Annotated in this window: 16 protein-coding genes; 9 read left to right on the top strand and 7 right to left on the bottom strand. The window is 59.6% G+C overall.

The features are described 5' to 3' along the window. Positions 1-57: 57 nt before the first annotated feature. Positions 58-855 carry a hypothetical protein gene (locus tag ACZZ0B_RS11010; protein WP_463545162.1) on the bottom strand — a complete coding sequence of 266 codons (798 nt, stop codon included), beginning with the start codon at positions 853-855 and terminating at the stop codon, positions 58-60. A 255-nt stretch (positions 856-1,110) separates the two neighbouring features. On the opposite strand from ACZZ0B_RS11010, the gene ACZZ0B_RS11005 reads away from it, so the two are divergent. The 5 genes from ACZZ0B_RS11005 (at position 1,111) to ACZZ0B_RS10985 (ending at position 6,455) form a co-directional block, all read left to right on the top strand. Continuing rightward, positions 1,111-2,139 (top strand): LacI family DNA-binding transcriptional regulator, encoded by a 1,029-nt coding sequence (locus ACZZ0B_RS11005; protein ID WP_463545161.1) that lies wholly within the window; start codon positions 1,111-1,113, stop codon positions 2,137-2,139. 175 nt (positions 2,140-2,314) lie between these two features. Next, positions 2,315-3,097: a sugar phosphate isomerase/epimerase family protein gene (locus ACZZ0B_RS11000; RefSeq protein ID WP_463545160.1), complete on the top strand. Its 783-nt coding sequence runs from the start codon at positions 2,315-2,317 to the stop codon at positions 3,095-3,097. Continuing rightward, a complete protein-coding gene (locus ACZZ0B_RS10995; protein WP_463545159.1) occupies positions 3,090-4,061 on the top strand; it encodes a sugar kinase in 972 nt (323 codons plus the stop codon). The genes ACZZ0B_RS11000 and ACZZ0B_RS10995 overlap by 8 nt, the downstream gene beginning before the upstream one ends. A 104-nt stretch (positions 4,062-4,165) precedes the next feature. Further along, a complete protein-coding gene (locus tag ACZZ0B_RS10990) occupies positions 4,166-5,464 on the top strand; it encodes an MFS transporter (RefSeq protein ID WP_463545158.1) in 1,299 nt (432 codons plus the stop codon). 13 nt (positions 5,465-5,477) lie between these two features. Then, on the top strand, positions 5,478-6,455 hold the full coding sequence (locus ACZZ0B_RS10985; RefSeq protein WP_463545157.1) for a 2-hydroxyacid dehydrogenase: 978 nt from the start codon (positions 5,478-5,480) through the stop codon (positions 6,453-6,455). Between the two features lie 127 nt (positions 6,456-6,582). On the opposite strand, the gene ACZZ0B_RS10980 is transcribed toward ACZZ0B_RS10985, so the two are convergent. From ACZZ0B_RS10980 to ACZZ0B_RS10965, 4 genes are all read right to left on the bottom strand, one after another. After that, on the bottom strand, positions 6,583-7,770 hold the full coding sequence (locus ACZZ0B_RS10980) for a pyridoxal phosphate-dependent aminotransferase (RefSeq protein WP_158834868.1): 1,188 nt from the start codon (positions 7,768-7,770) through the stop codon (positions 6,583-6,585). A gap of 41 nt (positions 7,771-7,811) precedes the next feature. After that, positions 7,812-9,437, bottom strand: coding sequence for a methyl-accepting chemotaxis protein (locus ACZZ0B_RS10975; RefSeq protein WP_440093888.1), 1,626 nt, complete (start codon positions 9,435-9,437; stop codon positions 7,812-7,814). Positions 9,438-9,731: 294 nt separating this feature from the next. Then, entirely contained in the window at positions 9,732-10,868 is a 1,137-nt protein-coding gene (locus tag ACZZ0B_RS10970; RefSeq protein WP_463545156.1) for a glycerate kinase, read from the bottom strand. 242 nt (positions 10,869-11,110) lie between these two features. Then, positions 11,111-12,232 carry a sugar diacid recognition domain-containing protein gene (locus ACZZ0B_RS10965; RefSeq protein WP_463545155.1) on the bottom strand — a complete coding sequence of 374 codons (1,122 nt, stop codon included), beginning with the start codon at positions 12,230-12,232 and terminating at the stop codon, positions 11,111-11,113. A gap of 171 nt (positions 12,233-12,403) precedes the next feature. Here ACZZ0B_RS10965 and ACZZ0B_RS10960 point away from each other — a divergent pair, with 171 nt between their 5' ends. The 3 genes from ACZZ0B_RS10960 to rarD all read left to right on the top strand — a co-directional run bounded on the left by ACZZ0B_RS10960 (position 12,404) and on the right by rarD (position 15,979). Continuing rightward, positions 12,404-13,714 carry an MFS transporter gene (locus ACZZ0B_RS10960; RefSeq protein ID WP_008082649.1) on the top strand — a complete coding sequence of 437 codons (1,311 nt, stop codon included), beginning with the start codon at positions 12,404-12,406 and terminating at the stop codon, positions 13,712-13,714. A gap of 173 nt (positions 13,715-13,887) precedes the next feature. Then, positions 13,888-14,901, top strand: coding sequence for an aldo/keto reductase (locus ACZZ0B_RS10955; RefSeq protein WP_440093894.1), 1,014 nt, complete (start codon positions 13,888-13,890; stop codon positions 14,899-14,901). Between the two features lie 196 nt (positions 14,902-15,097). Beyond that, positions 15,098-15,979, top strand: coding sequence for an EamA family transporter RarD (gene rarD, locus ACZZ0B_RS10950; RefSeq protein ID WP_463545154.1), 882 nt, complete (start codon positions 15,098-15,100; stop codon positions 15,977-15,979). A 145-nt stretch (positions 15,980-16,124) separates the two neighbouring features. Here the strand turns inward: rarD and hppD are convergent, their stop codons facing one another. Continuing rightward, complete coding sequence (gene hppD, locus ACZZ0B_RS10945) at positions 16,125-17,201, bottom strand: 4-hydroxyphenylpyruvate dioxygenase (protein ID WP_016984437.1); 1,077 nt, start codon at positions 17,199-17,201, stop codon at positions 16,125-16,127. A gap of 244 nt (positions 17,202-17,445) precedes the next feature. Continuing rightward, on the bottom strand, positions 17,446-18,393 hold the full coding sequence (locus ACZZ0B_RS10940) for a DMT family transporter (RefSeq protein WP_440093898.1): 948 nt from the start codon (positions 18,391-18,393) through the stop codon (positions 17,446-17,448). Between the two features lie 79 nt (positions 18,394-18,472). On the opposite strand from ACZZ0B_RS10940, the gene ACZZ0B_RS10935 reads away from it, so the two are divergent. Further along, positions 18,473-19,345 carry a LysR family transcriptional regulator gene (locus ACZZ0B_RS10935; RefSeq protein WP_463545153.1) on the top strand — a complete coding sequence of 291 codons (873 nt, stop codon included), beginning with the start codon at positions 18,473-18,475 and terminating at the stop codon, positions 19,343-19,345. The last annotated feature ends 3 nt before the right edge of the window (positions 19,346-19,348 follow it).

The raw sequence follows: 19,348 nt of genomic DNA, 5'->3' as shown, positions 1-19,348 counted from the left end.
CGGGGTCAGATCTGCTTCGCCACGATGACTGTCCCACCGCCCTGCAAAGAGGACACTTCAGACGTAACAAGGCAAATTACCAGGGATAACTCTGTCAACTCTGGCCAATGCGGCCATCGATCTGCCAATGATTTTCCCGTTGCGAGCCAGCGTATAAATCGCCGTCATCGAATCGTTATCTATCAACGGTTTAATACAGGGAACAAATTCCACGAACTGAGCAAACCCGCGATCGATTTCCTCAATGCTCAAGTCCCGGGAATAGGTCGCCTTGGCTTCCGGCACAATGTGCTCATCATGTTCGCCAGGGTAGCCATTGATACTTCGAAATCCTTGAACTTCCAGTGAGAACCTATCGCCTTCAAGTGCCAACGTTTGCACGGGTATGTTTAGATGAATACCCGCCGTCAATACCGGGCGAGTTCCGCAGGTGTAATACCCATAAATATCCAAATTTGAAAAACCGGGCCTTGGCAGTGGTTCGATGGGCCTCTGGGTGTGATCAATGATCAACGGCTTCTGCGGCGACCGGTCGGGAAATTCAAACGCGGTCACGATGTAATAAATCAAGGCTTGGCCATCGACCAACATTCGCGCAGCAGTGATCGGTATCGTGACCTCTGCGGGAACTATCCCTGTCGGGTATTTGTTTTCATAGATAAGTTCCTCTTTACCATTCTGCAACCAGAAAACTTGCAAGTGATCGTCAAACGATGTCTCTTCCCAGCGCGGTATACGTGCAATGGTTCCACTTAATAATATGGGATAAGGAATAATCCCGGCCGGATTACTCACGCCATCAAGCGTTATGGCGGCCGCCCGCGTTCCTGACCTGGCCCTGCTGGCTTTTATCAAGTGATTTCCCATATCGGATGAGTGACGTCGCCAAGTCGGACTTGTCAGGTTCGAGACTTCTTCAATTGATCCTGGGGTGATTAAGCGACGATTGAGCGGGTGTTGACTACTGTCAGATCTGACAGGTTTTAATACCGCTCGTCGGTTTTTACCGACGGACCGACTTCGCTTTTATTCAAAGCACTTGACGCACACCTTGACAGTGGTGCCTTATGAAACCGGTTTCAGCACCACCCAAAAATAAGGTCCACCGATGTGAATGACTTCTCCGCCGCACAGCGCAGCCGTGTCACCATGCTTGATGTTGCCGAGCGCGCCGGCGTCTCCAAGGCCAGCGTTTCGCGCTTCATAGGCGATGATCGCGCCCTGCTTTCCGATGCCATTGCCTCGCGCATCGAACACGCCATCGCCGAACTCGGCTATCGCCCCAATCAGATGGCCCGTGGCCTCAAGCGCGGTCGTACGCGCCTGATCGGCATGTTGGTTGCCGACATCCGTAATCCTTATTCAATTGCCGTGATGCACGGGGTGGAAACCGCTTGCCGTGCGCACGGTTACAGCCTGGTGGTGTGCAATACCGACCGCGATGACGAGCAGGAGCGCCAGCATTTGGCGCTGTTGCGCTCGTACAACATCGAAGGGCTGATCGTGAACACCCTTGGCCACCACCGCGACGAGTTGCATGAATTGCATCGCGAAATGCCAATGGTGTTGGTGGATCGCAAGGTCGCCGGGCTCGACAGCGATATGGTCGGCCTGAATAACGCGCAAGCGGTGGAGATGGCACTCGCTCATCTCGAACAGCGCGGCTATCGCGACGTGGTGCTGGTGACCGAGCCGTACGACGGCACCAGTTCGCGAGTCGAGCGCGTCAGTAGTTTTCAGGCGCAGATCGCCCAGCGATCACTGCTAAGCGGAACGGTTTTGGAAACCGGCGACAACCTGACTGGCGCTCTTCAATCGTTCTTGCACAAAGCGGGGGCCGGCCCCAAAGCACTGTTTTGCGCCAATGGCGTCGCAGCGCTGGCCTGCGTCAAAGCATTGCGCGAGATCGGTTGCCGTTTATTCGATGATATCGGCGTGATCGCCCTGGATGATCTGGATTGGTATCCGTTGGTGGGGAGCGGGATTACCGCGCTGGCCCAACCGACACAAGAGATTGGCGCGCGGGCGTTTGAGTGTCTGCTCAAGCGCTTGCGTGGTGATGGCGAGCCGGCGCGGGTGCTGGATTTTGCACCGGTGCTGGTTGAACGTGGGTCGACCCGTCAGAGCGACGGTGTTTGAGCTGACGCTATCGCTGGCAAGCCAGCTCCCACAGTGTCCGGGGCGTATAACAATTTTTTGTACACGGCCATGAACCTGTGGGAGCTGGCTTGCCAGCGATGGGGCTTGAAGGAACAACACAAAACTGCCTGATTTTTTTGAACAAAAATGAAACCGGTTTCAGAGGTCAATAACAATGAATAAACCTGCCGTCTCCATCAGTTTGTCCAGCTACGGCGCCGAACTTGTCCGCCAGCGCGGGCAAGGCGCTTTCATCGAAATCCTCGCCACGGCCGGGGCCGATCGCATCGAATGGCGCGAAGAGCTGCTGACGCGCGAAGACCCGGCCCAGTTGGCTGAGGCTACACAGGCCCAAGGGCTGCAAAGCATCTACTCGTCGCCCACTGAACTGTGGCTCGCCGGTCAGGCGCAACCCAACCCCGAACTGATCACCGCGCTGCACAACGCCGAAACCTTCGGCTCGAAGTGGCTCAAGGTGTCGCTCGGTTATTTCACCGACACCAACGATCTGCAGGCACTGGCCGAACGTTTGAAGCACAGTCCGGTGCAGTTGCTGGTGGAGAACGACCAGACCCTGCAAGGCGGCCGAATCGAACCGTTCCAGCGCTTCTTCGCCGCCGTCGAACAGCACAATCTGCCGATCAAGATGACTTTCGACATTGGCAACTGGCAATGGCAAGACCAGTCCGCCGCCAGCGCCGCGCGCCTGCTGGGCCGCCACGTCGGTTACGTGCATTGCAAAGCCGTGGCGCGTCGCGCTGACGGCAAACTGATAGCCGTGCCGCCCGCCGTCAGCGATCTGCATCTGTGGGAACAACTGCTGCGGCACATGGCCCAAGGCGTTATGCGCGCTGCCGAGTACCCGCTGCAAGGCGAGGACCTGGTCGAGTTGACCCGCGAACACGTCGCCGCCCTCGCCCACCTCGGCCAATCGAGTCTGGAGCCTGCTCATGTCTGAGATCGATATTCTCTCGTTCGGCGAAACCATGGCGATGTTCGTCGCCGAGCAAACGGGTGATCTGGCCGCGGTCGAGCAATTTCACAAGCGCATCGCCGGCGCCGACAGCAACGTTGCCATTGGCCTGTCGCGCCTGGGCTTCAACGTCACTTGGCTGAGCCGGGTCGGTCAAGACTCGCTCGGGCGCTTCGTTGTCGAAACGCTGACAAAAGAAGGTCTGGATTGCAGTCATGTCGAGGTCGACAGCGCCCACCCGACCGGTTTCCAGTTGAAGTCTCGCAGTGACGATGGCAGCGATCCGCAGGTCGAGTATTTCCGGCGCGGCTCGGCGGCCAGCCATCTATCGCCGCAGTCGATCACCGCACAATTACTCAGCGCCCGTCACCTGCACGCCACCGGTATTCCTCCGGCACTGTCAGCCTCGGCGCGGGAGATGTCCGTTGAATTGATGAGCCGCATGCGCAACGCGGGACGCAGCGTCTCGTTCGATCCCAATCTGCGCCCGAGCCTGTGGGCCAGCGAGCGCGAGATGATCACCGAGATCAACCGCCTCGCCGCCCTCGCCCACTGGGTGCTGCCGGGATTGAGCGAGGGTCGCTTGCTCACCGGCTTCGACGACCCGGCCGACATTGCCGCGTTTTATCTCGATCAAGGCGCAGAAGCCGTGGCGATCAAGCTAGGCCCGCAGGGTGCTTATTACCGCACGCAGTTGGCGCAGGGTTTTGTTGCCGGCGTGCCGGTGGCCCACGTCGTCGACACGGTGGGTGCCGGTGATGGCTTTGCGGTCGGGATGATCAGTGCCTTGCTGGAGCATCAGAGTTTTGCCGAGGCGGTGCAGCGTGCGAACTGGATTGGCAGCCGCGCGGTGCAGAGTCGCGGGGATATGGAGGGCCTTCCAACCCGGGCTGAACTATTCACCGAATTCCAAGACGCCAATCGCGAGCAGGCTCACTCCTACATTTGAAATGCGTCCCCCTGTAGGAGTGAGCCTGCTCGCGATGAGGCCCTGACAGACAACATTCATTGAACCTGCTGCGACAAAAACAACAAGCTCAGGAGCCACAAACCATGAAAACCGTGACCCTCGCCACCCGCCGCTGGTGGTACATCATGCCAATCGTATTCATCACCTACAGCCTGGCGTATCTGGACCGCGCCAACTACGGTTTTGCCGCTGCCTCGGGCATGGCCGAAGACCTGATGATCACCCCGGGCCTGTCTTCGCTGCTCGGTGCGCTGTTCTTTCTCGGGTACTTTTTCTTCCAGGTGCCGGGCGCAATCTATGCGCAAAAGCACAGCGTGAAGAAACTGATATTCGTCAGCCTGATTCTCTGGGGTGGCCTCGCCACGTTGACCGGCGTGGTCTCCAACGCCTATTGGCTGATCGTCATCCGCTTCATGCTCGGCGTGGTCGAAGCGGCGGTGATGCCAGCGATGCTGGTGTACCTGTGCCACTGGTTCACCCGCGCCGAACGCTCGCGGGCCAACACTTTCCTGATCCTCGGCAACCCGGTGACCATGCTGTGGATGTCGGTGGTCTCGGGGTATCTGGTGCAGCATTTCAGCTGGCGCTGGATGTTCATCATCGAAGGTTTGCCGGCAGTGCTTTGGGCGTTTATCTGGTGGCGCCTGGCCGATGATCGTCCGTCCGAGGCCAAGTGGCTCAACGACCAGGAAAAGCAGGATCTGGAAAGCGCCCTGGCAGCCGAACAGGTTGGTATCAAGGCGGTGAAAAACTACGCCGAGGCCTTCCGTTCGGCAAAGGTGATTATTCTGGCGCTGCAGTTTTTCTGCTGGAGCATCGGCGTGTACGGCTTTGTGCTGTGGCTGCCGTCGATCCTCAAGGCCGGCGCGCAAATGGACATGATCGAGGCCGGCTGGCTGTCGGCGCTGCCGTATCTGGCGGCGGTGATCGGCATGCTTGTGGTGTCGTGGGGTTCGGACAAGTTGCAGAAACGCAAACGCTTCGTCTGGCCGCCGCTGCTGATCGCATCGATCGCTTTCTACGGTTCGTACGCGCTGGGCGCTGAACATTTCTGGTGGTCTTACACCTTGCTGGTGATTGCCGGCGCCTGCATGTACGCACCGTACGGGCCGTTCTTTGCCATCGTCCCGGAGATTCTCCCCGCCAACGTCGCCGGTGGCGCGATGGCGCTGATCAACAGCATGGGCGCGCTCGGTTCATTCGGCGGCTCGTACCTGGTCGGTTACCTGAACAGCACCACCGGTTCGCCCGGCGCATCCTACCTGTTGATGAGCGGCGCGTTGTTACTGTCGGTGGTGCTGACGATTTTCCTCAAGCCCGGCGCGAGTGATCGCGTGGTGGCCAAAGCCGTGACTACGCGCCATGTACCGGCCCATTCCTGAAGAGACTTTTGCCATGAAAAAACACGTCGTGTTGTACAAGAAACTCTCGCCAGCGCTGATGGCGCGCCTGCAAGAACAGTGCGAAGTAACACTGATCGAAAGCCTCGACCCCGACGGCCTCATGCAACTGCGCGACGCCCTGCCCCATGCCCACGGTCTGCTCGGCGCCAGTCTGAAACTCGATGCGGCGTTGCTCGATCTGGCGCCGCAGCTTGAAGCGATTGCCAGCGTTTCGGTGGGCGTCGACAACTACGACATCGCCTACCTGAACACACGGCAGATCATGCTCACCAACACCCCGGACGTCCTCACCGAAACCACTGCTGACACTGGCTTCGCCTTGGTCCTCGCCGCCGCCCGGTGTGTGGTGGAACTGGCGAACCTGGTGCGCAACGGCCAGTGGCAACGCAATATCGGCCCGGCGCACTTTGGCACCGATGTGCACGGCAAGACGCTGGGGATCATCGGCATGGGCCGCATTGGCGAAGCATTGGCGCAGCGTGGCCATTTCGGCTTTGGCATGCCGGTGATCTATCACAGTCAGTCGCGCAAACCGGCAGTCGAGGCGCGTTTTGCTGCGCAGTATCGAAGCCTTGAAGATTTGCTGCAGCAAGCCGATTTCATTTGCCTGACCTTGCCGTTGACGGCGCAGACAGAAGGTTTGATCGGGGCTGAGCAGTTTGCGTTGATGCGCCCGGAGAGCATCTTTATCAACATCTCGCGGGGCAAGGTTGTTGATGAGGCGGCGATGATTGATGCGCTGCGCGAAAAGCGCATTCGCGCGGCGGGGCTGGATGTGTTCGAGCGCGAGCCACTGGATCAGGCGTCGCCGTTGTTGCAGCTTGATAACGTGGTGGCGACGCCGCACATGGGCTCGGCGACGCATGAAACGCGTGAGGCGATGGCGCGGTGTGCGGTGGATAATCTGCTGGCGGCGTTGAGTGGAGAGAAACCGGGGAATCTGGTGAACCCACCAGCCCGGCAGGGCTGAGAATTTCATTGACTGTTCAATGGCTATCGCGAGCAGGCTCACTCCTACAGGGTTGTGGTGCACGCCTCAAATCATTGTAGGAGTGAGCCTGCTCGCGATGAGGCCAGTACCGGCGACCCAAAAACCATCAGGCACTGCGCGCCTGTAAAAGCTGCGCCGCACACAGCGCAATCCGCGCGCAGGCATCGGCGAGTTTCACCCGATCCAGCACCAATCCCAGACGAATATGCCCCGCCGCGCTCGGGCCGAATGCCTCGCCGGCCAGCACCGACACGCCGTAACCTTCCAGCAAGCGCTCGGCGAATGCCTGCGCGCCAAGCCCGGTCTGGCGCACATCGACCATGACAAACATGCCGCCATCCGGACGAATCGGATACAGCCCCGGACAACCGTGCAAACGCTCGCACACCAAATCCCGGCGCAAGCGATATTCTTCGCGCATCTGCGTCACTTCCGGCAGGTCCGACTTCAGCGCCACCTCCGCAGCTTTTTGCACAAAGTCCGGCAGGCCGAACAACATGCTCAGCGACAGATTGACCAGATGTTCCGCCAACGGCTTGGGGCCGATCATCCAGCCGATGCGCCAGCCGGTCATGGCATGGGATTTCGACAGGCTGTTGATGGTCGCCGTGCGTTCGGCCATGCCCGGCAGGCTTGCCGGGCTGATGTGCTCGCCTTCATATAAAAGGTCGCTGTAGACCTCATCGCTGATCAGCCACAGGTCATGACGAATGCACAGCGCTGCCAATTCCTGCCAAATCAGCAAAGACAGGCTCGCGCCGGAGGGATTGTTCGGGCTGTTGAGCAACAGCGCGCGGGTTTTCGAGGTAATTCGTGCAGCGACATCGGCAGGATCGACCCGAAAACCGTTTTCCGGTTTCACCGGCACCGGCACCACCGTCGCCCCGCACGCGCCGAACACCCCTTCGTAGGTGACATACATCGGCTCGGCGACGATCACTTCATCACCCGGATCGAGCAGACACTGCGCCACTGAATACACCGCGCATTGCGCGCCGGGCATGATGATCACATGGTCGGCATCGACCGCCTGACCGCTGCGCGCCCGATGGCGCCCGGCGATCAGCTTGCGCAGCGCCACGCGGCCGCGCACTTCGGAATAATGGGTATCGCCCGCCAACAGGCTATCGATGGCCCCGTGGATGATCGGCAGCGGCGTATCGAAATCCGGATCACCCACCGTCAGCAGCAGGATATCGACACCCTCGGCGCGCAACTCCAGCGCTCGGTCGTGAATCTGCCAGGCTGCTGCTCCTTCCCCGGCGATTCGTTGGGTCAAGGCTGAATAGCGCATGTACGTCTCCTGATTGCGCGGTCTCCAGCCTTCACCCTATCTCAAATCACAAAACGCGCCACCATGGCATTCAAATCCACCGCCAGACGTGACAGTTCATGCGTCGCGGCGCTGGTCTGGTTGGCTCCGGCGGCCGATTGCGTGGCCAGGTCGCGGATGTTGACCAGGTTGCGATCGACCTCGCGCGAAACTTGCGCCTGCTCTTCCGACGCACTGGCGATAACCAGATTGCGCTCGTTGATCTGATGGATCGACTGGGTGATCTGTTCCAGCGCCACGCCAGCGGCGCGGGCCATTTCCAGCGTCGACTGCGTGCGCTGGTTGCTCTGCTGCATCGACGAAACCGCTTCGCCGGTGCCGTTCTGGATGCCGGCGACCATTTTTTCGATTTCCTGGGTCGACTGCGCGGTGCGATGGGCCAAGGCGCGCACCTCGTCCGCCACCACGGCGAAACCGCGCCCGGCTTCACCGGCACGCGCCGCTTCGATCGCCGCGTTGAGGGCCAGCAGGTTGGTCTGTTCGGCAATGGCGCGGATCACGTCGAGCACCTTGCCGATGTCGCGCCCTTGCGCCGCGAGGCCTTCGATCATTTGCGCGGTGTTCTGCACGTCATGGGTCATGGTCTGGATCGCATCAACGGTTTTCACCACTTGATCGCGACCTTCACGCGCGGCGTGGGTCGACTGGTTCGAGGCTTCTGAGGTCGAGACGGCGTTACGCGCGACTTCTTCCACAGCGGCGGTCATTTCGTTGACGGCCGTGGCGGCTTGCTCGATTTCATTGTTCTGTTGTTGCAGGCCGCGTGAGGCTTCTTCAGTCACGGCGCTGAGTTCTTCGGCGGCGGCGCCCAGTTGCGTGGCGGAACCGGCGATCTGCTCGATGGTTTTGCGCAGGTTGCTCTGCATCGCTGCCAGCGCTTGGAGCAGGCGCGCCGGTTCGTCGTTGCCGTCGACCTCAATGAGTTTGGTCAGGTTGCCGCCCGCAATGGTTTGCGCGGCGGCGACTGCGCGATTCAGCGGCGTGACGATGCTGCGGGTCAGCAGCCAGGCGAGCAACACAGTGGCCATGGCCGCCACCAGCGCGACGATGATAATCCCGGTGATGGCGCTGTCGTAGTGCTCACCGGCCTGGATCGACGCGGCTTTGGCGTCGGCAGCGTTGATGGCGATCAGTTTGTTCAGCTGTTCGCCCATCTGATCGGTGCCGTCCTTGATTCGCGTATTGATCAGGTTGCGCATCTCATCGAGTTTGTCCTGACGCGACAGGTCCATCATTTGATTCTGCGCTTGCAGGTAGTTGTCCAGGGTATTGGCGAAGGTCTGGTACAGCGCGCGCTCTTCCGGGCCGGCCGGCAACGCGGCATAACTGGCCTGGGCGGCGCGAACCTTGTCGACCAGGGCGGCAATGCGCGTTTGTGCTTCCTGCAAACCGGCGGCTTCGCGGTTGACCAATATGCGGAACGACAGAATGCGCAGGCGCAGGACGTTTTCCGTCACCACGCTGAGATGAGTCACGCTGGGCAGCTGCGTCGAGTCCATGTCGACCGAGGCCTGGCGGATGATCGACATGCGGTTGACGGCGAACACGCCGAGCACAATCACCAACAGGGCGATGAAGGCAAAACCGAGGAAGGCACGGGGCGCGATGTTCAGGTTACGCAAGGACATAGTTGGACTCTCGGATGATAGAAACTACGAGCGTCCTTGCCGTGATCACTGGCCCTTGAGAGGGCTTCAGTCCGGCGTCACTGTTTTGGGAAGTCTTTGTGCGCGCCTGTTAGCTGTATCGGCCAGGCTTGAGGAAGATTGCGGGTCAAGAGCAAGTATTTTTCAGGGTGTTACAACAATGAAACAGTGTTCACCCCACATGTAGGAGCTGCCGAAGGCTGCGATCTTTTGATCCTGTTTTTGTAAAGCAAGATCAAAAGATCGCAGCCTTCGGCAGCTCCTACAGGGGTTGGGTCAGGGTTTGGCGAGTTGCCAGACGCGGGCGACGTCGGTGGCGCGTTCGCTCAGCAGGCGTGGTGCTTCGGCGCAGGCCTTTTCCAGTGTCATCGGTCCGCTGGTCACGGCAAACGCGGCATCGATGCCATGCACATAGAGGTCTTGATAACCCTCGCCCAACGTCCCGGCAATGACGATCACCGGCACGTTTTGTTGTTTGGCGATCCGTGCCACGCCAAACGGGGTTTTGCCGCGCAGGGTTTGTGCGTCAAACCGACCTTCGCCGGTGATCACCAGATCCGCGCCTTTGACGGCTTCGGCCAGGCCGACCAGTTCGGCCACCACTTCGACGCCAGCCTGGAATTGCGCCCCGAGAAACGCTTTGGCAGCGAAACCCAAACCACCCGCCGCGCCGCAGCCCGGTTCATCACGAACGTCTTTGTCCAGCGCCTGCGCGCACAGGTCAGCAAAGTGGCCCAAGGCCTGATCGAGTTGCTCAACCTGCGCAGGCGATGCACCTTTCTGCGGACCGAAGATCGCCGAGGCGCCGTGTGGGCCACACAGCGGATTGTTGACGTCGGCAGCGATGTCGAACCGCACCTGCGCCAGTCGCGGATCCAGCTCGCGCAGATCAAGCCGCGCCAGTTGCGCCAACGCGAGGCCGCCGGGCACCAGCGACTGATTTTGTGCATCGAACAGCTTGACGCCCAACGCCTGCATCGCGCCGGCGCCTGCGTCATTGGTCGCGCTGCCGCCAATCGCCAGAATGATCCGCTGCGCGCCGGCATCCAGCGCTGCACGAATCAACTCGCCGGTGCCAAACGTGCTACTGACGCAGGCATCGCGCTGCCCGGTTGGCACCAGTTGCAAGCCACTGGCCTCGGCCATTTCGATGATTGCGGTGTGGTTGTGCGGCAACCAGCCCCACGCGGCGTCAACCGGCGCGCCGAGCGGGCCGCGCACGCGGGTGCGGCGCAGTTCGCCTTCACAGGCAGCAAGAATCGACTCGACCGTGCCTTCACCACCATCGGCCATCGGGCATTTGACCAGCGTTGCCTGTGGCCACACTTGCGCCAGGCCTCGGGCAATGGCCTCGGCGACGCCTTGGGCACTCAGGCTGTCCTTGAACGAATCGGGGGCGATGACGATCTTCATGATGATTCTCCAGTTCCAATGCCCCTCATGCTGCCAGTCGGCATGCACATTGACGCCTGTCCGCTGCACAATTTGCACAGACGTTTATTGTTCATTTATACAAGGCAGTGGAATTGACGTTTGGTCTCATGGCCTCATCGCTGGCAAGCCAGCTCCCACAGGGTTTGTGTTGACACGTTATTTGTGAACACAGCAAAACCTGTGGGAGCTGGCTTGCCAGCGATGGCGTCCTCAAGAACACCTCAGATAGGCACATCAGTCTGCGGCAGGAGCTGCACCCCGAGGTACAGCGCCAGCATACCGTCCAGCCGCAGCGGGTCGACGCCACTGAGTTCGGCAATCCGCTCCATCCGGTAACGCAGGCTGTTGCGGTGGATGCCCAGTGCATCGGCGCATGCCTGGCTTTGGCCGTCGTGCTCGCACCAGGTGCGCAGCGTGGCCAACAACTGGCCATTGCTGTCCTTGGCGATCACCTTGCGCAGCGGCTTGAGCAGTTCATCCAGCGCATCATCGTTGCGATGGCGCCACAACATCACCGGCAGCCGATAGCGATTGAGCGTCAGCAGCCGTGAATGCGGCAGTACGTCTCGCCCGTAGGCCAGCAAGTCACCGACCCGGCGATAACACCGGCGCAAACCGAGCAGGCCTTCAGCCTGGCCACCCACGGCAATGCGCAAAATGTTCCAGCCCATGCCATCGAGTTTTTCCAGCAAACGATCATGCTCGACGTTCTGGCTGGCCGGGCGACACCACAGCAGTGACGATTTCGCCGAACTCACGCACCAACTGTCGGGATAGCGCGACGTCAGCCAGGCGCTCAGCGCGTCGACGGTTTGCCCCGGCCCATGTTCCAGCCCCAACTCGAACAGGTACGGCACCCGCGTCAATTGCGGTTTGAGCCCCAACTGCTGCGCTTCGTCAAACAGGCGCGGTGAATCGCCCGCCTCGCTCAACAGCAACGCCAGCAGATCATCGCAACGCTGCCGCCGCCATTGCTGTTCGGCCTGTTGATTGCGCTGGCCGACCAGCATCTCGGCGGTCATGCGCACCAGCTCGGCGTACGTGCGCAGTTGCTCGGGCTCGCCGGTGATGCCCAATACGCCGATCAGGCGCTGATCGAGCAGCAACGGCAGATTGATCCCCGGTTGCACGCCTTTGAGGTGCACCGCCGTCTGCGCGTCGATCTCCACCACTCGGCTGTTGGCCAGCACCAGTTGCGCGCCTTCGTGGCGGGTGTTGATGCGTTCCGGCTCGCCGCTGCCGAGGATCAATCCCTGACTGTCCATCACGTTGACGTTGTAGGGCAAAATGGCCATGGCCCGGTCGACGATGTCCTGAGCGAGGTCGTGATCGAGTTCGAACATAGTCTGTAAATCCTTGAAAACACGCGCGGACGGGTTGTTCACCCGCACAGGGTCTGGCGGCAAACCCTGTGCTCAGGCACAAAGACAATCCTGCCAATGGTGGTCGAGACTCTCAGGGCGATCAACGTTACCCTTTGTATCGCAAAAAATCATAATAAAGAGAGAGCCGCTATGTCGCACAGCGCCGCAGCTACCCAGACCAAAGAAGACGATAAAAATGCCGTTTACAAGCGCATCACCCTGCGTTTGATCCCCTTCATCTTCATCTGCTACTTGTTCAACTACCTCGACCGGGTCAACGTTGGATTTGCCAAACTGCAGATGCTCGACGCACTGAAATTCAGCGAAACCGTGTACGGCCTTGGCGCCGGGATTTTCTTCATCGGCTACGTGCTGTGCGGCGTACCGAGCAACCTGGCGTTGACCAAGTTCGGTCCACGACGCTGGATTGCCGTGATGATGATCACCTGGGGCACGCTGTCCACGTGTCTGTTGTTCGTCACCACACCGACCGAGTTTTACACCCTGCGCCTGTTCACCGGTGCCGCCGAAGCGGGCTTCTTCCCGGGCGTCGTGCTGTACCTCTCGCAGTGGTTCCCGACCTTCCGCCGTGGCCGGATCATGGCGCTGTTCATGTCGGCCATCCCGGTCTCGGGTTTGCTCGGCAGCCCGTTCTCTGGCTGGATCCTCAATCACTTCGCCGCCGGACAAGGTGGTTTGGCAGGCTGGCAGTGGATGTTCTTGCTGCAAGGCATTCCAACCGTGATCCTTGGCGCCCTCGCCTATTTCCTCCTGAGCGACAGCTTCGCCCATGCCAAATGGCTGACCCCGCATGAACGCGCGGTGCTGGAGGCGGATCAGGCTGAAGACCTGGCGAACAAACCGAAAACCACCTCCGACTCGCTGCTGGCGGTGTTCAAGAACCCGGCGATCTGGGCCTTCGGCCTGATCTACTTCTGTATCCAGAGTGGTGTGTACGCGATCAACTTCTGGCTGCCGTCGATCATCAAAAACCTCGGTTTCAGCGACAACCTGGTGATCGGCTGGCTCAGTGCGATTCCGTACCTGCTGGCGGCGGTGTTCATGCTGGTCGTCGGGCGTTCGGCAGACTTGCGCAAAGAACGCCGCTGGCACCTGGTGGTGCCGATGTTGATGGGCGCGATCGGTCTGGTGATTGCGGTGAATTTCGCCGCTAACCCGGCCATTGCCATTCTCGGCCTGACCATTGCGACCATGGGCGCGCTGACCGGCCTGCCGATGTTCTGGCCTGTGCCAACGGCGATGTTGAGTGCCGGTGCGGCTGCCGGTGGCTTGGCGCTGATCAACTCGATGGGGCAAATGGCTGGGTTCCTCAGTCCGTATCTGGTCGGTTGGGTCAAGGACAGCACCGGGTCGACCGATGCAGCGTTGTATCTGCTGGCGGGCGTGATTGTTGGCGGGAGTCTGTTGGCGTTGCGGATGACGCGGACGTTGCGGGCTTAATAAAAAGTCAAAAGATCGCAGCCTTCGGCAGCTCCTACAGGGGATCACGGTCTCATGTAGGAGCTGCCGCAGGCTGCGATCTTTTTGCATTTTAAAAGGAACAACAATTCACTTTGCGCCCTGTGAATCATCTGGTATTTGTTGGGGTTTCCCATCGACCAAAGGATTTCGGCATGAGCTATCGCACACTGGGTCACTCGGGGCTGCGGGTGTCCACCCTCACCCTGGGCACGATGATGTTTGGCGAGCAGACCAGCACCGAGGACTCGCTGCGCATCATCGACAAGGCCTGGGATCAAGGCATCAACTTCATTGATACCGCCGACGTCTACACCAACGGTCGCTCGGAAGAAATCGTCGGCGAAGCGATTGCCCGCCATCGCCACGAATGGGTACTGGCGAGCAAAGTCGGTTTCGGCCCGGCGGACGGCGTGCCGAACCGCAGCGGTTTGAGCCGCAAACACATTTTCAACGGCCTGGAGGCCAGCCTGACGCGGCTCGGCACCGACTATCTCGACATCTATTACCTGCACCGCGAAGACCACAACACGCCGCTGGAAGTCACTGTTTCGGCGATTGGCGATCTGATTCGCCAGGGCAAGATTCGCTATTGGGGCCTGTCCAATTACCGTGGTTGGCGCATTGCCGAGGCCGTTCGCATTGCTGACAAACTCGGGATTGATCGCCCGGTGATCAGCCAGCCGCTGTACAACATTGTCAACCGTCAGGCCGAGACCGAGCAAATAACCGCAGCGCAAACCTACGGTCTCGGCGTAGTGCCTTACAGCCCGCTGGCCCGTGGCGTGCTCAGCGGCAAATACGCGCCCGACATCAAGCCGGACGCCAACAGCCGCGCCGGACGTCAGGACAAACGCATTCTGGAAACCGAATGGCGCGTGGAGTCGCTGCGTATCGCCCAGCAGATCCAGCAATACACCGAGCAACGCGGCGTTGGCATGGTCGAATTCGCGATTGCCTGGGTGTTGAACAACAGCGCGGTGACCTCGGCGATCGTCGGGCCACGCACTGAGGAACAGTGGGATGCGTACACCAAGGCGCAGGCAGTGAAGATCACCGCGCAAGATGAAGCGTTTATTGATTCGCTGGTGACGCCGGGGCATGCATCAACACCGGGGTTCAACGATGTGAGCCATTTTGTGTCCGGGCGCAAACCCCACTCAATCTGACGCCCCCTCCTGTAGGAGCTGCCGAAGGTTGCGATCTTTTGATTCTGTTTTTTTTAAATCAAAAGATCGCAGCCTTCGGCAGCTCCTACAATTTTGTGTACAGGGCTGTTGAAAATAATGACCATCCGGCCAATATTCAGCACAGAAACCACGTATCCTTCGCGCCCCGTTCGCCCATCACCCCCGCGAGGACAGTTTGTCTAAAGGTATCGCTCTATCGGTTTCAGCCTCGGTGCTGTTTGCCGTCATGTACTTCTACACCTCGTTGCTCACCCCGTTGAGCGGCGTAGAGATTTTCGGCTGGCGGATGCTGCTGACCGTGCCGTGCATGACCGTGTTCATGCTGGTGTCCGGGGAATGGCGGCGCGTGATGGAGTTGGTTCGCCTGATGGCGGCGAAGCCAAAATTGATCGCCGGCCTGATCGTCTCGGCCGCCCTGCTCGGCGTGCAACTGTGGCTGTTCATGTGGGCGCCATTGAACGGCTACAGCCTTGATGTTTCGCTGGGTTATTTCCTGCTGCCGCTGGCGATGGTCTTGACCGGGCGGATTGCCTACGGCGAAAGCCTGTCGTACCTGCAGAAAGTCGCGGTGTTTTTCGCTTCGTTGGGCGTGTTGAACGAGTTGTATCAGGTCGGCGGGTTTTCCTGGGCGACGCTGGTCGTCGTCGTTGGCTATCCGCTGTATTTCGTGCTGCGCAAGTACTTGAAAACCGACCACCTCGGTGGCTTGTGGGTCGACATGACGCTGATGTTGCCAATCGCCTACTGGTTTGTGCATGGCGGCGAACAGGGTTTTGGCGTGTTCGATCAATACCCGGGGTTGATGTGGCTGATTCCGTTGCTCGGCCTGATCAGTGCGTCGGCGTTGGTGGTGTACATCATTGCCAGCCGTTTGCTGCCGTTTAGCCTTTTTGGTTTGTTGAGTTATGTTGAGCCGGTGTTGTTGCTCGGTGTGGCGTTGTTGCTGGGTGAGAGCATCAAGTCCGGGGAATGGCTGACGTATATTCCCATCTGGCTGGCGGTGGTTGTGCTGGTGTTTGAAGGGTTCAAACATTTGATGCGTCAGCGTCGTCCTTAAAAGCAAAAGATCGCAGCCTGCGGCAGCTCCTACATTTGGAATGCATCTTCCCTGTAGGAGCTGCCGCAGGCTGCGATCTTTTGATCGTAAAAAAAATCCCGGCCCTGCATCGCTGCAGGCCGGGATTTTTCAGTTCAGTGGCGGATTACTCAGTGGCAAGCACACCACGGCGCACCTGATCACGCTCGATCGATTCGAACAGTGCCTTGAAGTTACCCTCGCCGAAGCCATCGTCGCCTTTACGCTGGATGAATTCGAAGAACACCGGGCCCATCAGGGTTTCCGAGAAGATCTGCAGCAGCAGACGCTTGTCGCCCTGCTCCGATGCACCATCGAGCAAGATGCCGCGCGATTGCAGTTGATCGACCGGCTCACCGTGATTCGGCAGGCGACCTTCGAGCATTTCGTAGTAGGTGTCCGGCGGCGCGGTCATGAAGCGCATGCCGATTTTCTTCAGTTGATCCCAGGTCTTGATCAGGTCGTCGGTGAGGAACGCGACGTGCTGGATGCCCTCGCCGTTGAACTGCATCAGGAACTCTTCGATCTGACCTGCGCCCTTGGACGATTCTTCGTTCAGCGGGATGCGGATCATGCCGTCTGGCGCGGTCATCGCTTTCGAGGTCAGGCCGGTGTATTCGCCTTTGATGTCGAAGTAGCGGATCTCGCGGAAGTTGAACAGCTTCTCGTAGAAGTTCGCCCAGTAAGCCATGCGACCGCGATAGACGTTGTGGGTCAGGTGGTCGATGATTTTCAGGCCAGCACCCACCGGATTGCGATCAACGCCTTCGATGAACACAAAGTCGATGTCGTAGATCGAGCTGCCTTCGCCGAAACGGTCGATCAGGTACAGCGGCGCGCCGCCAATGCCTTTGATCGCCGGCAGGTTCAGCTCCATCGGCCCGGTTTCGATGTGGATCGGCTGAGCCCCGAGTTCCAGTGCGCGGTTGTAGGCTTTTTGCGAATCTTTTACGCGGAACGCCATGCCGCACACCGACGGGCCATGTTCGGCGGCGAAGTACGAAGCGACGCTGTTGGGTTCGTTGTTGAGGATCAGGTTGATCGCGCCCTGACGATACAGGTGCACGTTCTTCGAACGGTGGGTGGCGACTTTGGTGAAGCCCATGATCTCGAAGATCGGCTCCAGGGTGCCCGGCACCGGCGACGCGAGCTCGATGAATTCAAAGCCCATCAGGCCCATTGGGTTTTCGTATAAATCGGTCATGGTGACGCCTCATCATTCTTATCAAATTAACCAGGGTTATTTGTCAGTCTGCGAGGTCGGTGGGTGGCGCACAGGAGATGCCACGCACACTGCGGGCGAGGAAGTCACCGTAGATCAGTTGAAACCCGAATATCTTCATTGTCGACCCAAGGCTTTTGCGGGCGAGGCTTCTGCTGCCAGAAGACGATTATTATTGTATGCGTAACCCGATTCTACACAGCGTAAATAGGCTTGTCTGCTCTCTCTATAAAATCCGCTTTTTTGCGCCCGGTGCAAGGGGTTTGTTGCACAGGTAAATGCCCCACAGGATCAGCGCACCGCCCAGGCACATGGCCAGCGTCAACTGTTCGCCAAGTAGCAGCGCGCCGAGGATCACCGCAGTCAACGGATTCAAGGCGATAAACACGCCGGAACGTGTCGCGCCGATTTTGCGAATGCCGTCGTAGTAACCGATGTAGGCCAGCGCCGAACCGAGCACGCCGAGATAAAGCAGGCTCAGCCATTGCGGCGTGCCGAGGCCGATCAATGTCGTCCAGCTCAGTTCGCCACGCAGTGCAGCCAGCGTCCAGAGCATGAGCGTGCCGATCAGGATCGAATACGTCACCGTCTGCACCGGGCCGAGTGCCTGATTCAGGCCACGGGAAAACAGCGAGTAAACGCCCCACCCCAGCACGCAGCCGAGAATCAACAGGTCGCCCATCCAGGCATCCGCTGTTGCCGCCAGCAATTGTGGGTTGCGGCTGACAATCACCAGGCTCGCGCCCGCCATGCACAGCGCGATGCCGCCGACTTTCAGCCTGCCCAGACGCTCTTTGAACAACAGCCAGGACGCAAGGCCGATCACCGCCGGATTCAACGCGACAATCAACGAAGCGCGTGAGGCGTTGATGTAGTGCAGGCCGTAAAAGAAGCACAGGTTATAGAAGAAAATCCCGAAGAAACCCAACAGTGTCAATTGCAGCCACTGCCGGGGCGTCGGGCGCGCCAACGGCACCCGCGCCAGCCATAAAAATCCCAGCAGTGCCGCACTGGCCAGCAAGAAGCGCAGGCTGGCGGCGAACAGCGGGCTGAGACTGCCGGCGAGAAATCGCCCGGCAACGAACGTCCCGCCCCAGATCATGGTCACGGCGGCCAGGGTCAGGTAAACCGGCATGTCGGAAGGTGTCGCGTGGGTCTGTGCAAAATGGCGCATATCACTCCAGAGGGGAAAAGCAGCAACGATGCCGTATCATTCACTTCATTCCTGATCATCGTAAAATGAGCAAAAACTCATGACCCTCACCCAACTGGAAATCTTCTCGCTGGTCGCCGAGCTACGCGGTTTCACCCTGGCGGCCCATCGTTTGGGTATTTCCCAGTCGGCGGTGTCCCACGCAATGAAGTCGCTGGAACAGGAACTGGGCGTCGAGTTGCTGCGTCGGCATCAATCGTCGGTGGAACTTAGCGACATTGGCCAGCAACTGTTGCTGCGCGCGCGTTCAATGCTCGGCCTGGCCAACACGCTGCGTCAGGAAGCGGCCGATGCCCGCGGCATGAAAACCGGCACATTGCGCATTGGCTCGTTCGGCCCGACCTCATCGATCAAATTGCTGCCAAAGATTCTTCATCGATTTCGCCAGGCGCATCCGGGCATTGAGGTACACATTGATGAAGGGCCGGACCGACAGGTGACGCAGTGGCTCGAAGAGCGGCGAATCGATGTTGGTTTTGTTGTGCTGCCGCAAGAGCGCTTCGACACTTTCGCCTTGATCGAGGACCAGATGGTCGCCCTGCTGGCGCTCGATCACCCGCTGGCGACGCGTTCCGCGGTGAGCCTGAAGGACCTGTGCGACGACCCGTTCGTGCTCACCCAGGCCGGTTCTTCGGAACTGGTGTCGCGGCTGTTCATGGCGGCAGGCCTGCAACCGAACATTCGCTACCGCTGCTCCCAATTGCTCAGCACCCTCGACACGGTCAGTCGGGGCGACGCGATCACGATTGTGGCCGAAGGCTCGTTGCCAGACGATCCAACGCCGCGTTACGTGAGGAAACCGTTGTTGCCCGTTGTGCAGCGTCAGATCGGCCTGGCCGTCCTCGATCAGCGTCAGTCATCACCCGCCGCACGGGCGTTTATCGAGTTGGCGACGCGCCTCAATCATCAATGAGCA

It is taken from the genome of Pseudomonas sp. AC247 (genome assembly GCF_979258015.1).
This window is presented reverse-complemented; position numbering and strand designations above follow the sequence as displayed.

Coding starts and splice junctions, on each gene's coding strand:
- ACZZ0B_RS11000 (WP_463545160.1), top strand. CDS start 2,315: ATGAATAAACCTGCCGTCTCCATCAGTTTGTCCAGCTACGGCGCCGAA.
- ACZZ0B_RS10995 (WP_463545159.1), top strand. CDS start 3,090: ATGTCTGAGATCGATATTCTCTCGTTCGGCGAAACCATGGCGATGTTC.
- ACZZ0B_RS10990 (WP_463545158.1), top strand. CDS start 4,166: ATGAAAACCGTGACCCTCGCCACCCGCCGCTGGTGGTACATCATGCCA.
- ACZZ0B_RS10985 (WP_463545157.1), top strand. CDS start 5,478: ATGAAAAAACACGTCGTGTTGTACAAGAAACTCTCGCCAGCGCTGATG.
- ACZZ0B_RS10980 (WP_158834868.1), bottom strand. CDS start 7,770: ATGCGCTATTCAGCCTTGACCCAACGAATCGCCGGGGAAGGAGCAGCA.
- ACZZ0B_RS10975 (WP_440093888.1), bottom strand. CDS start 9,437: ATGTCCTTGCGTAACCTGAACATCGCGCCCCGTGCCTTCCTCGGTTTT.
- ACZZ0B_RS10970 (WP_463545156.1), bottom strand. CDS start 10,868: ATGAAGATCGTCATCGCCCCCGATTCGTTCAAGGACAGCCTGAGTGCC.
- ACZZ0B_RS10965 (WP_463545155.1), bottom strand. CDS start 12,232: ATGTTCGAACTCGATCACGACCTCGCTCAGGACATCGTCGACCGGGCC.
- ACZZ0B_RS10960 (WP_008082649.1), top strand. CDS start 12,404: ATGTCGCACAGCGCCGCAGCTACCCAGACCAAAGAAGACGATAAAAAT.
- ACZZ0B_RS10955 (WP_440093894.1), top strand. CDS start 13,888: ATGAGCTATCGCACACTGGGTCACTCGGGGCTGCGGGTGTCCACCCTC.
- hppD (WP_016984437.1), bottom strand. CDS start 17,201: ATGACCGATTTATACGAAAACCCAATGGGCCTGATGGGCTTTGAATTC.
- ACZZ0B_RS10940 (WP_440093898.1), bottom strand. CDS start 18,393: ATGCGCCATTTTGCACAGACCCACGCGACACCTTCCGACATGCCGGTT.
- ACZZ0B_RS10935 (WP_463545153.1), top strand. CDS start 18,473: ATGACCCTCACCCAACTGGAAATCTTCTCGCTGGTCGCCGAGCTACGC.